At 59.0% G+C, this 13,885-nt stretch carries 11 protein-coding genes; 4 read left to right on the top strand and 7 right to left on the bottom strand.

The features are described 5' to 3' along the window. Window positions 1–9: 9 nt before the first annotated feature. The 5 genes from ABR989_RS10560 to ABR989_RS10540 all read right to left on the bottom strand — a co-directional run bounded on the left by ABR989_RS10560 (window position 10) and on the right by ABR989_RS10540 (window position 7,748). Complete coding sequence (locus ABR989_RS10560) at window positions 10–2,526, bottom strand: arylsulfatase (RefSeq protein ID WP_428128433.1); 2,517 nt, start codon at window positions 2,524–2,526, stop codon at window positions 10–12. A gap of 151 nt (window positions 2,527–2,677) precedes the next feature. Further along, a complete protein-coding gene (locus tag ABR989_RS10555) occupies window positions 2,678–3,400 on the bottom strand; it encodes a DUF4410 domain-containing protein (RefSeq protein ID WP_428128243.1) in 723 nt (240 codons plus the stop codon). A gap of 46 nt (window positions 3,401–3,446) precedes the next feature. Further along, the gene (locus ABR989_RS10550) at window positions 3,447–3,782 is read right to left on the bottom strand and encodes a hypothetical protein (RefSeq protein ID WP_428128241.1); all 336 of its coding nucleotides are present in this window, start codon (window positions 3,780–3,782) and stop codon (window positions 3,447–3,449) included. A 479-nt stretch (window positions 3,783–4,261) separates the two neighbouring features. Further along, complete coding sequence (locus tag ABR989_RS10545) at window positions 4,262–5,197, bottom strand: DUF2092 domain-containing protein (RefSeq protein ID WP_428128240.1); 936 nt, start codon at window positions 5,195–5,197, stop codon at window positions 4,262–4,264. 298 nt (window positions 5,198–5,495) lie between these two features. Continuing rightward, the gene (locus ABR989_RS10540; RefSeq protein ID WP_428128239.1) at window positions 5,496–7,748 is read right to left on the bottom strand and encodes a tetratricopeptide repeat protein; all 2,253 of its coding nucleotides are present in this window, start codon (window positions 7,746–7,748) and stop codon (window positions 5,496–5,498) included. A 373-nt stretch (window positions 7,749–8,121) separates the two neighbouring features. On the opposite strand from ABR989_RS10540, the gene ABR989_RS10535 reads away from it, so the two are divergent. After that, entirely contained in the window at window positions 8,122–8,829 is a 708-nt protein-coding gene (locus ABR989_RS10535; protein WP_428128237.1) for a response regulator transcription factor, read from the top strand. Window positions 8,830–8,835: 6 nt separating this feature from the next. On the opposite strand, the gene ABR989_RS10530 is transcribed toward ABR989_RS10535, so the two are convergent. Next, a complete protein-coding gene (locus ABR989_RS10530; RefSeq protein WP_428128235.1) occupies window positions 8,836–10,182 on the bottom strand; it encodes a GAF domain-containing sensor histidine kinase in 1,347 nt (448 codons plus the stop codon). A gap of 157 nt (window positions 10,183–10,339) precedes the next feature. Further along, on the bottom strand, window positions 10,340–10,732 hold the full coding sequence (locus ABR989_RS10525) for a response regulator transcription factor (protein ID WP_428128233.1): 393 nt from the start codon (window positions 10,730–10,732) through the stop codon (window positions 10,340–10,342). Window positions 10,733–11,015: 283 nt separating this feature from the next. Here ABR989_RS10525 and ABR989_RS10520 point away from each other — a divergent pair, with 283 nt between their 5' ends. From ABR989_RS10520 to ABR989_RS10510, 3 genes are all read left to right on the top strand, one after another. After that, on the top strand, window positions 11,016–11,762 hold the full coding sequence (locus ABR989_RS10520; RefSeq protein ID WP_428128231.1) for a DUF3313 domain-containing protein: 747 nt from the start codon (window positions 11,016–11,018) through the stop codon (window positions 11,760–11,762). Window positions 11,763–11,841: 79 nt separating this feature from the next. Then, window positions 11,842–13,446: an arylsulfatase gene (locus tag ABR989_RS10515; RefSeq protein ID WP_428128229.1), complete on the top strand. Its 1,605-nt coding sequence runs from the start codon at window positions 11,842–11,844 to the stop codon at window positions 13,444–13,446. Between the two features lie 104 nt (window positions 13,447–13,550). Beyond that, window positions 13,551–13,817, top strand: a complete 267-nt coding sequence (locus tag ABR989_RS10510) for a hypothetical protein (protein ID WP_428128227.1) — start codon at window positions 13,551–13,553, stop codon at window positions 13,815–13,817. Window positions 13,818–13,885 lie beyond the last annotated feature (68 nt).

Raw genomic sequence — 13,885 nt, 5'->3', positions numbered from 1 at the left:
CCTGCTCGCCTAGTCCCTTGCCCGGGCGAGTCGCTCCGCAATGATTTTTCGATCCGCGTCAGTCAACTGCTCGGGGCCAAGGTTGAAAGTCAGCTTGTCGATCGTGCCGGTGAAGCGGAACGGCAGCTTATAGTCGTTGTTCACCGCAGTGTAGGTATCGCTACCAACGTCGAAGGTCTCATCTACAGTCATTAGCAACGGAATCGTGTGTGGGATCTTCTTGCGGGCTATCTCATTGCCATCGACTGTTAGCACTCCTTCGCCGCCCTTGCCGGGGCCAGGTCCGTCGTATTTGAAGTCGAACACAATTGTGTGTTTGCCCGGCTTGAGCGCATCGGCCAACAAGCCGCGGCCTAACGGTCCCCCCTCCCAGCGGTAGTGCTTCAGATCAAGAAGGTTGTAATCGAAGACCGGCTTGCCTTTGAGGAGGTAGAGGCCGTAGCCGCCGAAGCGTCCGCCCAGGGTCACGATCATTCCTTCCGCCCCGCCTTTGGGGATCGCCACGTCGGCGGTGATGGTGTAGTCCCTGTCTAAGATGCTCGGAGCATTACCGGGCGGGATTCCGGAAATCTCGCCGGAGTAAGTGAAAACGGTTCGCCCGGCGACCGCGCTCGGTCTCGGGGTTACGGCGCGCGCGAAGCCCGAGTTATCCAGGGGCAGGACCTGATATTTTGCGGCTTCTGTCATGAACAACGCCTGCATTTCCTTCAGCTTGTCCGGCATTTTCGCGGCGAGGTCGTTGTATTGCGAGTAGTCGTCGGCGATGTTGTAAAGCTCCCACTTGTATTCGTTCATGGAGGGCATTGACGCGCCCAACATCCACGGCGGAACCGGTGGCGTCGTGGATGCGATCCAACCGTCGTGGTAAATACCGCGGTTGCCGATCATCTCGAAATACTGCGTCTCGTGCTTCGACGGTGCGTTGGCGTTTGCCTTGTCGAACGTGTAGGCCATGCTCACGCCTTCAATCGGCTTCTGCTTGATGCCATTGACATCGTCAGGCGCCTTGATGCCGGCGGCTTCAAGGATCGTCGGCACTATGTCGATGACATGGTGGAACTGGGCGCGGATGCCACCGACATCGTTGATGTGGCCGGGCCATGAAATAGTCAGACCCTGCCGGGTGCCGCCGAAATGCGATGCCACCTGCTTGGTCCACTTGAATGGAGTGTCGAACGCCCAAGCCCATCCAACCGACATGTGCGGGGAGGTTTTCTCCGAGCCCCAGTCGCCATAGTGCAGTAACTGCAAAGGCATGGGAACGTTCAGGATGCCGTTGTAGGCGGTCATTGTGTTAAACGTGCCCTCCAGCGTGCCTTCGGGGCTGGTGCCGTTGTCACCGCAGATATAGATGATAAGAGTGTTATCCAGTTTGCCCTCGTCCTGGACCTCCTGGATCACGCGACCTATCTCGTTGTCGGTGTATGCGGTGTAGCCAGCGAAGACCTCGGCCTCGCGCGCGTACAGTTTCTTTCGCAAGACTGAAAGCGAGTCCCACCTCGGCAGCTTTGCGCCATTATACTCGGCCTGCCCGTCCGGCCATGGGGTAAGCTGGGTATCCGCCGGGATCACGCCGAGCCGCTTCTGATTGGCGAAGATCTGCTCGCGCAACTTTTCGTAGCCCATGTCGAACTTGCCCTTGAACTTGTCTATCCATTCCTTGGTCGGCTGGTGCGGCGAGTGGCTGCCGCCGGGTACGTAGTAGAGAAAGAACGGCTTGTCGGGCGCGGCTGCGTTCAGATCGCGCATATACCTGATGGCGTCGTCCGCCATATCGGTGGTGAGGTTATAGCCGGATTTGCCGATCCACGGAAACACCGGGGTCGTATTTCGAAAGAGATAGGGCGTCCACTGGTCGGTTTCTCCGCCCATGAACCCATAGAAATACTCAAAGCCCATCCCCACAGGCCATTGGTCGAAAGGCCCCGCGACGCTGTATTGAAAACCGGGGGTGTTATGCTCCTTGCCAAACCATGACGTGGCATAACCATTCTCTTTCAGGATCTCGCCTATGGTGGCGTTGTCCGGCCCTATGATGGAGTCATAACCCGGGTAGCCCGTGGACAGCTCGGTGACCACGCCGAAGCCCACCGAGTGATGATTGCGCCCCGTGATGAGAGCAGCGCGTGTCGGCGAGCACAGCGCCGTGGAATGGAACTGCGTGTAACGCAATCCCGCCTTGGCGATGCGATCCATCGCGGGCGTCGGGATGACGCCGCCGAAGGTGCTCGAAACCCCGTAGCCCTGGTCGTCGGTCATGATGAGCAGGATGTTGGGCGCGCCCTTGGGAGGCACAACGCGCGGCGGCCAGTACGGCGTGGAATCCTTGGCGCTTTCCTTGATCACGCCGCCGAACGGCATCGGTGGCGGCGGGAGCTGCTTCCCGTCAAGCGTCACGGTAGCGCCCGGCGAACCCGGTACGCCGGTGATTTGCTGGGCCAAAACACTGGTTGAGCCGAAGCCGACTGTGATCAGCAGCGCAAGTACCGTCAAAGTCAGAACAGTCTTCTGGCGTCGAGCGTTCATCATACGATGTCCTCCCTCGTCAATCGCTTCGAAATCGGATTCGTTCTGCGCGACAAATTCATTCGAATGCGCGTCCAAGGCCACTCTGCACTTTGCATCACGTCCCTGGCGACCCCCGACAGTCCGCTGCCCGCATAGTCGGCCGTGCTCCCTAAGCACCCCACCCTTGCTTCGCGTAATACCCGCTCACTTGGTCGACAATCTGCTTGGCCGTCTTATCAGCTAAAAATCCCGTAGATGATGTCACATTCTTTACGCCGCCGGCCGCCACGTTCACGGCCAAGCTGGCCGCTGCTGTGGCTCCCCCTGCCGCTGCGCCTGCCGGCCCGGTGATTCCCGCCCCTGGCATATAGCCACTGTCCGCATGAGTGCTAAAATCCATCAATTGTTGGGAGCCTTGGTCTGTCCTCTGGTAGGCTTGAACTGCGGTATCAAGCGTAGATTGACCAGCACCCAGGCCGATAACCATCCTGCGAAGTCGATTGCCTTCATTGATGTCGGTGAAATTGCCATCGATGATTAGTACGTTACTTCCGGTAGGTGGCGTACCGCGGCCCAGGCACGTCGTCGTGATGCCCTTGTTTGTGAGGTTTGCCGCAACCTGCACACATACATTCTGCGCTGTCTGGTCAGCGAGCTGAACTTGTTGGTCGGTCTGATTTTCACCCGACATCGCTACATATGCCTTCTGGAAAAAGCCCTGGTTCAGAGTCACTTCAGAAGGGCTGACAGCAAACGGGTAGATGACGACAGCGGACGGTCGTGCAGTGCCAATTGGCGCCTGCTCGGATTGTCCCGTCACTTTGGCGCCAGCACAACCCGCCGCAATGATCGCGAACGAAAAGAGCACTGTCCTGAAGGTCATTGAGTTCATCGATTTTCTCCTCACTAGAATAATGTTAATTTCGATCAGTCCGATATCAAACTGGAGGTAGCACCACGCGATAATAAACGCCGTTCGCGCCGAATGATGGCTGGAACCACGTATTGCGGGACGGGTAGTAGTAGTACGTGGTGCCGCCGACATCGGATTGGGCGCAGCCTGCAGGCACCGTCGGATAGATCGCCCCAATCGGGTACGCGGTGTTGGCGCTGCCAGCGGCGTAGCCCGAGCTGTAGGCGTTCGACGCGGCTGCGCTTGAGTTGGCACTAGCCAATGTCGCACCGACAGCCATGCCGACCGCGACGCCCGCAGCAGCGGCGCCAGCGGTCTGCCAGCCCCCGCAGTTGGAACAACTGCTGCCGTAGTAGTTCACAGTAGTAGGTGGATGGTAGGTGCTATAGCTACCTCCATAGTAGTGGCCGTACGAGCTGTACGTAGTCGTAGCGTAACTGTTGCTCGCGTGGTAGGTGCCGCCTCCGCCCGATGCGCTGCCACCATAGGCGCCATGGGCGTTCCAAGAGCCACCTCCGCCCGATGCGGAGCCGCCCTCCGCGCCATGGGCATTCCAGGAGCCCCCGCCGCCCGACGCGGAGCCGCCCTCCGCGCCATGGGCGTTCCAGGACCCGCCGCCGCCCGACGCGGAACCGCCATAGGCACCATGACCGCTCCACGAGCCACCCCCTCCCGATGCCGAACCACCGCCGGCACCCCTGGCGTTCCAAGAGCCGCCCCCGCCGGATGCAGAGCCGCCGTACCTGCCCGCATGCGACCAAGCCCCGACCGGTCGAGGCAAAAGCGCAGCTATCAATATGCCCATCAAGCCAATGACTGTTTTTTTCATTACAATAATCCTCAATTTGCCTTCGATGAGGTGGCTCTCTTTGGAGGTTTGATGCCCGGCGGAAGTTGCGGATCCGGGCGATTGAACGAGATTCGCTTGGCCGATGCGAGGCCAGGCGAGGTGAAGGCGTCCGGAGCGACGACCGGGTCAATTTGCCAATTGGAGAACTCGATCTGGTGGCGTAAACCGACCGGGTCGGCGTGGAACACCGCGCGAGCCATTCGGGGCAGCTTGTCGTCGGCTCCAATCCAGAGTTGTTCAAACACCCAGTTGTTGCTGACTGCGACCATGTCCGTGGTCGTCCCTCCCATCACGTGCGATTGCCCGATGTAGAAGGCGGTCGTCATCCCGTCGGAGATTCCCTCGTAGGGGTCGGCGACAATCACGTCAGTGAATGGGAAGTAGGTGGCCGCATCTTTGTAGGCCGCCTCCAACGCGCCGTCGATCGTGGGCGGGGCGCTGGCCACCGCGACCAGGTTCTCGGCCGGTGCGAAGGCCGACATCGTCTTGCCGTCGTAATAGAACTCGCTGGCCGGACCGTCACCCAGCGTGAGCACCCGGAGCTTATCGGGCCGCTGCAGGGTGACGTCATCCCGCACCATGTAGATGAGGGGAGGACCGAAGCGGCTCGGGCTCTCGTAGCTGATCACCGCGGTGAACGACATCGAGTGGGCTGCGGCGAGTCGGGCGCATGCGGCCTTTAGAATCTCTATCGCCTTGGGCTCGAGCACCGGCGCGGGCGCTGACAGCGCCTGGACCGACGCCTTGGCAGGCTTCGAAGCCTTGGGTGCCGGCTGCGGCTGCTGGGCATTGGCCGTCGCGGTCACAAGCACACCCAACGTCAGTAGCAGAGCGCACCCGGTGGGCTTGTATCGGTTCATCGCATCAAACAGCAATGAACCAAATCGAAGGGCTTTTTTGGCGGCGATCATGAGATTATGCCTCATTCAAATATTTTGTTGGCGATCGGCGCTGCTACTCCGTCGATGAAGGCGGCGCGCATCTGTGGATCGTTGCGCAGAAACTGTACGGCTTCCTCTTCCCTCTTCACTCCCATGCAGATCGAACATCGCCAGGACTAAACGCTGCAGCTTCGATTTCGCATTCCACATAAGTTGTTCTCGCTCATTCTCTCTTCTGTTTGCAAATGGTTTCAGCGCCGCCGAAGGTTTGACGCTCGGGTCTCAAGAGCAGATTCTGCATCGGGCGGGCGGATGCGACTATTGTACCAAAGTACAATGCACGTCAGCCGTGAGGGTGGTCGTTCAGCTCTTTCAGCATCTGGCGAACTTGTGGATTCCCCGGCTCGAGCTCATCGAGGCGCTGCGCATAGGTCAGCGCTTTAGCGTGATCGCCGGCCTGTTCCAGGAAGTTTGCCAGCGCGGCGAGTGATTCGCGGTCGTAAGGATGCGCTTTGATCGAGCGCTCGAGCGTCTCGATTGCAGCGCGAGTCTGGCCAGCACCGTTTAACGCGATCGCATACACGTAAACATAACGGGCATTGCCCGGTTCGATGCGCGCGGCAGCCGCCAGCAGGTCGAGCGCTTGCACACTGCGCTTCTGACGCACCATCAACAGACCGAGCGCGTGTTCAAGCGACGCGTCGTTTGGCGAACGACTGATGGCGTCCTTGAGCACGCGTTCACCCTCTTTATCCCGGTTCTGTGCGCGATAAAGATCAGCGAGGTTCACCGCCGCAGGCGCAAAACCCGGCTCGAGCGATAATGCGGTTTTGAGTTCCGCCTCCGCCTTGTCGAAGTGATTCTGCCTGGCATACAGCAATCCCAGATTCAGATGCGGCTCGGGACGGTCCGCGTTCAATTGCTGTGCGCTGATGTACTCATCGGTGGCGCGGCTAAAAGCGGTGGCAACATCTGCTGGAAAGTTGTCCGCGGGCAACCCAGCGATCACTTCTGCCACTTCGATCCGCACGGCACGAATTCGATCGGAGAGAAGTGGCGCCAATGCATTTGCGCTGGCGCCCGGATCGGAGTTTGACAGAGCGTGGGCGGCAGCGCGTCTCACCAGCGCCGAATCGTCGGTGACTCCGGCACGAACCGCCGCGTCGGTCGGAGGCGGAGCGTAGTTGGCGAGCATGGAAAGCGCAGTGGCGCGAGCGATAGCCGGCTGCTCACGATCCGCGATCAGTCGTTCGAGCGATTGCTGTGCCCCGGGTGCGCCGGCTGACCCGCCATCCAGTGTCTCAGCAAAACGCTGAAACCCCTGGGCCGCATGCCCATACCACTTGTCCACGGAATCCAACGCCCACTGGGCCGACTTGTCCGTGTGGCAATTGTTGCACGCGTTGGGAGTGCCGAGCTTTACCGACAGGTCGGGGCGCGGAATGCGGATGCTGTGATCTCGACGCGGATCGACAACCATGTATGTGCGCGTTGGCATGTGGCATTCGACGCATCGAGCGCCGGCCGATCCGATTTTGTGGAAATGATGTTTCGGCGAATCGTACTTTTGTGCGGAATGGCACTGCATACAAATGTTGTTGGCGATGGCGCGAATTTTGCCACTGTGCGGTTCGTGGCAATCGCTGCAGGTCACGCCGGCATGGAACATCCGGCTCTGGATAAAAGAGCCGTATTCGTAGTCCTCCTCCTTTATCTGCCCATCCGGGTAGTAGAGGTCCTGCTCGAGAAGCGCCACGCGATAGTCATCTCCCGCCGGCTGGCTGTGCACGTAGTCCTCGTGAATCTCGCCGCGCCGCGAATGGCATCGCGCACACATCTGAATCTCCCGCTGTGACCGACGCGGCGAGCTTCGACGCGCGTTACCGGTCGCGCGATCGATCCGCCATGCAACGCCTTTGCGTTCGTCAAGCGCGATCGTCAGACCCTCGGTTGTGTCGAATTTCTTCCAATCACCCTTCTTCTTCGCCCACACCACATGATTGGAACCGGGACCGTGGCAGGCCTCGCACGACACATCGATCTCCGAGTAGGAGGTGGAAAAGGTGCGAGTACGAGCGTCGTAGTTCTTGTGCAGGTTGGTCGAATGGCAATCGGCACACATGTAATTCCAGTTCTGATCGATACCGGTCCAATGCCGAGAGTCCTCATATGTGATCTTCTCGCCGGGATACAGAGCGAACCACCGCTGTCCCCCGCGCTCGGATGGGCGGCTGTCCCACGCGATCCCGAGCGCTTGCAAGCGTCCGCCGGGCATGGCGATAAGAAATTGCTGCAGCGGATATATGCCGAACGTGTATTTGATTTCGTAATCATGAAGTGCCCCATCCGGACCATCGGTGCGCACCATGAACTTCGGGCCACTCCGAAAGAAAGTTGAAGTGATGCCGTTGTTGTTGAAGCTGGCGTGGTTGAAATCGCCCAACACCGTGGGATTTGATGCCGGCTGCATAGCCAGTTGGTGATGCGAACCCAGCCAGCGAACATTTTCCTGCTCGTGACAGGTCACGCATTGGTTGGCTCCAACGAATTTCACGCCGAGCATCGAGAGTGTTGTCAACGGAAGTGCCGGACGCACGGATTTACGCATCCATCGCGTCAGGAAGACGACGGCGACGACGGTTGCGATCGCTATAGGGAGGAGCCAAGCGCGAGTCCGCGACGCGGTCGGTCCGCTTCCAGATCGGTTCGCCGGTTTTTTTCGGGCCTTTTTTTTCTTACTCAACGGTCGACTCTCGAAAACGAGTCTCGGAAGCCGGTAATCGGCAGTTCTCGCAATGGGAAGTATAGAGATCCGAACGTATCGCTTGAATCATCAATGGGGCTGCCATGCGTCGTCATTTTACGTGCGAACGCCATTTGTGCCGCAGATAACCACAGTCCAATTGCTCTATGCCGTCAATGATTTGTAGTATTTCGACAGATCTTGCAGCGAACGCCTGGGAGGAAGGATGGCAACCGCAAAGACTCGCGTTGGACCTCAAAGCGGCAGCGCGGAAGACGGCGAGGACATCAAAACTGTTAAGACGACCGGACCCATCAGGGTCGCAATAATCGAAGATAACGAGCGGGTGCGGCAGGCCCTTTTCTTCCAACTCAGCACTGCCGGCTTTGAGGTCACTCCTCACTGCTGCGCTGAGGAACTTCTCGATGCCGTTGATGCGAAGGAATTTGATTGTGTCGTGGCGGACATTTACCTGCCGAGAATGAATGGGCTTCAGCTTCAGGAGGAACTCAACCGCACGGTTCCCTACGCATCGATCGTTTTCATCACCGGTCACGGCGATCTGTCGCTCGGAATGCAGGCGATGAGGAGAGGCGCCGTGGATTTCCTCGAAAAGCCGGTTGACGATCAAGCTCTGTTGAGCTCGATAGCACGCGGCGCCGATCTTTCGCGCAGACGGCGCGCTGAACAATTGCAGCGGATCGAACTTGAAGACCTCCAGCGCTCTCTGACCTCCCGCGAACGCGAAGTTTTCGGCCTGGTAACCGACGGTTTGCTGAACAAACAAGTCGGCACCGAATTGGGAACAACCGAACGGACCGTGAAGGCGCATCGCGCAAGTGTAATGAGCAAAATGGGCGCCGGCTCACTCGCCGACCTAGTGCGCATGGCTGGAAGCCTCGGGATTCACGCCGTTCGAACGCTGCCCTCTTGAGTTCGATCAACCCGCGCTTCTCGACGCGCTGGCGCGTTTCCCTTCGGCAACCGGAAGCGTGAAGGTGAACGTGGCGCCGCGGTCGGGATTTGGCGTCGACCAGATTGCGCCGCCGTGACTCTCTACTATCGATCGGGTGACGAGTAAGCCCAATCCCATACCTTCGCTCTTGGTCGTAACAAATGGCTCGAACAGCCGGTTCGCGACGGCAGGGTCAACACCCGCGCCGCTATCGCTTACGCTTACGCCGACCCATCCGGTCTTCTCCGGAGCGACCTTGATTGTTACGCCGCGTCGATCAGATTTGGCCTCTGCGATCGCATCGAAGGCGTTCATGAGCAGATTCAGTACGCACTGCTGCAGCTCGATGCTATCGCCGATGACTCGATCCACGGAAGGCGATACCTCGATCTGCACTGAGATCTTCCGAACCGCGGCCTCGCCGGCAGTAAGCTTCACCACTTCGTTGACCAGGGCGCCGATGTCGATTGCGGTTTTGTGCTCCACGTGTTTCTTGAACATGAACCGGATGCGCCGAACGATTTCAGCCGCTCGGTTGGTGTCTTCAATCGCATTGTTAACCGCCTCCAAGGCCATAGCGGGCTGCGGATTTCCTTTCGTCAGCAGGCGCGCGAGACCTCCGAGGTTGCTCAGAATTGCGCCAAGGGGCTGGTTGATTTCGTGCGAAAGCGAGGCGACGAGTTCGCTCATCAAGTTACGGCGCGAAGCGGTCCTGAGTTCAGCGCGAGCTGCTCGCATTGCTGTGACTGACTGCTTGCGCTCGATCGCGCTTCCAAAGAGTCGCACCGCGAGGGCCAAGTGATCGAGCAGTTCAGGCGACCATTCCCGAGGCGAGCGGAACTTGCCGAAAGTCGCTGCTCCGATGACTTTGCCACCGGCCCACATTGGGATCGCCGCAGAAGCCTTGGGTCCATATCGCTCTACGAAGCGCCTCACATCCGCCAGTTCAACCGGTATATCGCTTGGACGCGAGAACATAAGATGATTGCCCGCCATGATCCAGTCGGCGGTCTTCGGAAAGAACTTGCCCGGATCATAATGCCGAGGAAAAGGCGGAGAATTCGCTCGAAGCCAGGTATGCGTCGTGCGTACCGGCTCGCCCGGCGCATCACGCTCATATACGGCGCTTCGGTCGAGACCCAGGGCTTGGCAGATATTGCCCAACCAGGATTCGATTTCGCGATCGACGGCGTCAGCCGGCGCCCGCGCCATTGCCGCCGATAGTTCGACCACCAGCGACTCGAAGCGATCAAGCTCGCGCCGTTCGCGACCGACGCGCGCGGCCCTAGTACGCTTTGGCTCGATTGTGCCGATCGTCGTTGGTCGTCGCATCAGCGAAACCTGCGCATGGGGGTTGGATCTCCGCGACTGGTGCGGCGGAATGCAGATTCGACCCTCGCTGCGGACCATACAATAGGGAGTCGCATTGAAGCGAGCGTGGCGCGCTAATGAGAAGAACTACTTGCTGGTATAGCGCGTTTGGTAGCGCTTAGTGCAGCAAGCTCGACTGGTTCGGCAACGCCTTCCGAATCGCCCGTAGCAAGGTTTTTTCGTCGAAGGGCTTCAGCAAGCTCGCAACGGGGTTCGCGTCGCGCATCATTTTCTTGGTCTGCTGATCATCGCGGCCACTTATCAGGATCGTCGGCAAGCGCCGGCCTGACTCAACCATCCTCCGGCATAGTTCAATTCCGCTCATTCCCGGCATGTAGACGTCCAACAGCAGGCACGCGTCGCCAGTTGGGAACTCGCTCGCCAGGAACTCTTCCGCGCTTGGAAAGTCCAACACGTTGAATCCCAAAATCTGCAGCTGCGTTCGCAGCGCGCGGCGGACAGACGCGTCGTCATCTACCACAATGACTGTGGCCGTCGATTCTTTAAACAACTAACGATACCAACTGCGCGGGAGAATGGTGCGGATCATCCGCACCATTGCTCGCAAGCATACTGTGCATCGCGCGGCGGCCGTTCGGCCATTGTACCAAAGTACAATATCGCTGCCCGGAAAAAGGGACCAAGCTTCACCCGTCATCGAGTTGCGCGAACACACTCCAGGCAAGAGCCGGTTGTCCGGCATTGCAGTGCGCCGATTCACAACGCAGCGATGAGAAGAAATAGTCCAAGGAGAGACTGAACTAGCGGGAGCCAACATTATGAAGGAGATCGTGATGAACAACAGTTTGCGAAGGAAAATGCTGACCACTATGACCGCAACCGCGGCTCTCGCGGCGGTGCTGCTGGCTGCAGGATGCGCGACTACGGTCCAGAGCGCGCCAGCGGCAGAGAAGGCGCTCGAGGCGGGCGGCCCATTGCCTTCTTCGGTTACGGGATTTCTCGGCCCCGATGCGTCCAAGCTGGCTCCCGGGCCAGAGGGTGGCGCCGCGCTGGCCTGGATAAGTCCCGACGCTCAATGGAGCAGCTACACCAAGATACAGCTTGTGCCGGTTGAGTTCTGGGCCGCTGCCGATTCGAAGGTGTCGCAAGCGGATCAACAAACGTTAACCACATACTTCTACAACGCGCTGCAGACCAACCTTTCCAAGAGTTTCACCCTTGTCGAACAGCCGGGACCCGGCGTTATGACCTTGCGGGTGGCGCTGATGGACGCGACGACTGCAGTCCCGGCACTTCGCACCATCTCTGTAATTATCCCGCAAGTGAAAGTCATCAACGTTGCCCAATCGATGGTTACCGGCAGCTATGCGTTCGTTGGTTCGGCCGAGGCCGAGATGAAGGCCACCGATTCGGTCACCGGCGCGTTGCTGGCCGAAGCAGTCGATCAGCGTGCGGGCGGCATCGGAATGAAGGGGGCAGCGTCATTCCAATGGGGCGACGCGCAGAACGCGATGGACTATTGGGCGCAGAAAATCCCAAATCGCATCTTGCAACTGCAGGGGAAACCCGCGCAGAGCTAAGAGAAGACGAAAAACCAAATGCAGCAGGAGCGTTCAAATGCTTAGTCGGAAAAGGACACACTTCAGTATCGCGCTCATGATGGGCGCAATCATAGGCTTGTCGGTCGCACAAGCGGCGTGGGCTCAGGACAAGAAGCCTAACATTCTCGTCATCATGGGCGACGATATCGGCTGGTCCAACATCGGCGCTTACCACCAGGGTCTCATGTATTCGACGACTCCGAATCTGGACAAGTTGGCCACCGAGGGCATGCGCTTCACTGACTACTACGCGGAGCCGAGCTGCACCGCCGGTCGCGCCAACTTCATCACCGGGGAACTGCCGATCCGCACCGGCATGACCACGGTCGGCCAAGCCGGCGCCACAGTCGGTATACCCGACCAGGCGCCGACGATTGCTACCGCGCTGAAGGCGATGGGTTATGAAACCGGCCAGTTCGGCAAGAACCATCTGGGCGATCTGAATCAGTTCCTGCCGACCGTGCACGGGTTCGACGAGTATTTCGGCTATCTCTATCACCTCGACGCGATGGAGGACCCGTTCTGGCACTCCTATCCGGCAGGACTCAAAGATGTCGTCGGACCGCGCAACCTGATCCACAGCTTCGCCACCACGACCGACGATCCGACCGTGCAGCCGCGCTGGGGCAAGATAGGCAAGCAGCGGATCGTGGATGAGGGGCCGCTGCCGCCGCATCCCATGCCCGGCATCAAGTACAACATGGAGACGGTTGACGAGGACATTCTCGACTACTCGGTGAAGTTCATCGACAAGGCCAAGGCGGACGGCAAGCCGTTCTTCTTGTGGGTCAATCCCACCCGCGCGCACATCGTTTCGCACCTGTCGCCGAAATATGCCGCCAAATTGAACGGGCAGAACGGCTGGTATCTGGAAGAAGGCGTCATGTCCCAGCTCGACGACGTCGTCGGCGGTATCCTGGCCAAGCTGAAGGCCGACGGTCTCGACAACAACACGATCGTCGTGTTCACCACCGACAACGGCGCGGAGAACTTTACATGGCCAGATGGCGGCAACACGCCCTTCGCCGCCGGCAAGGGAACGATCATGGAAGGCGGCATGCGTGTGCCGATGATCGTTTGCTGGCCCGGCCACGTCCCGGCTGGAAAGGTCGAGAACGGCATCATGTCCGGTCTGGACTTCTTCCCGACCCTGCTCGCCGCCGCCGGCGATCCTAGCATCAAGGACGAGTTGCTGAAGGGCAAGCAGTTGGGCAACACGACCTACAAGGTACATCTCGACGGTTACAACCAGTTGGACCTGCTGACCGCTAAGGGACCGTCCAACCGACATGAAGTCTTCTATTTCGCCGAAGGCACCCTGGGCGCCGTCCGTATTGATGACTGGAAATTCCGATTGATCGATCAGCCCGATGGATGGACTGGGAGCACTGTACATCTGGATATGCCGCTCCTAACCAATCTCCGGCTCGATCCATTCGAGCGGATGGGGATCTGGAAGGGCAACATGGGTTCCGCCTACTACATGCCGGATTTCTACATCCACGAGTTCTGGCGTTTCGTCTTCCTGCAGCAGGAGGTCGCCAAAGAAGCGCAGACCTTTATCGCGTTCCCGCCGATGCAACGCGGAGCGAGTTTCAATCTCGAAGCACTCAAGGCAGAACTTCAGGCACGGATCGCGGCGATGAAAAGAGGGACGGAATAACCCGATGAGCTTGGCGTCGCCGGCTGCGGCACGCAAGACATATGAAAAAGTGATTGGAGGTAGGTTCAATGGTAAATAGAAACTCAGGAACTAAGGCAGAACAAATGGCAAAGCGGATGGTTTTAGCGATCGCAGTGATGGGCATGGTGGGGTTTGGTGGATGCTCGTCGTCCACTCCTCCGCCGGCCCAGGATGCGGCAATGAAAAGGACCGAGTTGCATTTCGATCTCAATAAGTGCGAGCCGCTCGAAGCGGGTTTGTACAAGTGTCCCGCTTCTGACAAAGCCATATGCAACCCCGATTACAATGGCCAGGCCGAATGTGTCCGAATCGGACCGAAGGGCAGCGTCTTCGTCCAGAGCGGATACTAGCGGGGGCGCGATGGCTGTGGCTTGAGCCCGTGGCCCTCCAACGGCTCAGGCCACGGTAACGGTATCGG

This window comes from Binatus soli (SeqCode) (assembly GCF_050015535.1).
Classification (GTDB): Bacteria; Desulfobacterota; Binatia; order Binatales; family Binataceae; genus Binatus; species Binatus soli.
The sequence above is the reverse complement of the archived record's forward strand: the minus strand, read 5'-3'. Positions and strand labels throughout refer to the sequence as shown.

Excerpts from the sequence above, each read along its gene's own strand:
- ABR989_RS10545 (WP_428128240.1), bottom strand. The coding sequence starts at position 5,197 with ATGAGGCATAATCTCATGATCGCCGCCAAAAAAGCCCTTCGATTTGGT.
- ABR989_RS10555 (WP_428128243.1), bottom strand. The coding sequence starts at position 3,400 with ATGAACTCAATGACCTTCAGGACAGTGCTCTTTTCGTTCGCGATCATT.
- ABR989_RS10510 (WP_428128227.1), top strand. The coding sequence starts at position 13,551 with ATGGCAAAGCGGATGGTTTTAGCGATCGCAGTGATGGGCATGGTGGGG.
- ABR989_RS10520 (WP_428128231.1), top strand. The coding sequence starts at position 11,016 with ATGAACAACAGTTTGCGAAGGAAAATGCTGACCACTATGACCGCAACC.
- ABR989_RS10530 (WP_428128235.1), bottom strand. The coding sequence starts at position 10,182 with ATGCGACGACCAACGACGATCGGCACAATCGAGCCAAAGCGTACTAGG.
- ABR989_RS10535 (WP_428128237.1), top strand. The coding sequence starts at position 8,122 with ATGGCAACCGCAAAGACTCGCGTTGGACCTCAAAGCGGCAGCGCGGAA.
- ABR989_RS10560 (WP_428128433.1), bottom strand. The coding sequence starts at position 2,526 with ATGAACGCTCGACGCCAGAAGACTGTTCTGACTTTGACGGTACTTGCG.
- ABR989_RS10515 (WP_428128229.1), top strand. The coding sequence starts at position 11,842 with ATGGGCGCAATCATAGGCTTGTCGGTCGCACAAGCGGCGTGGGCTCAG.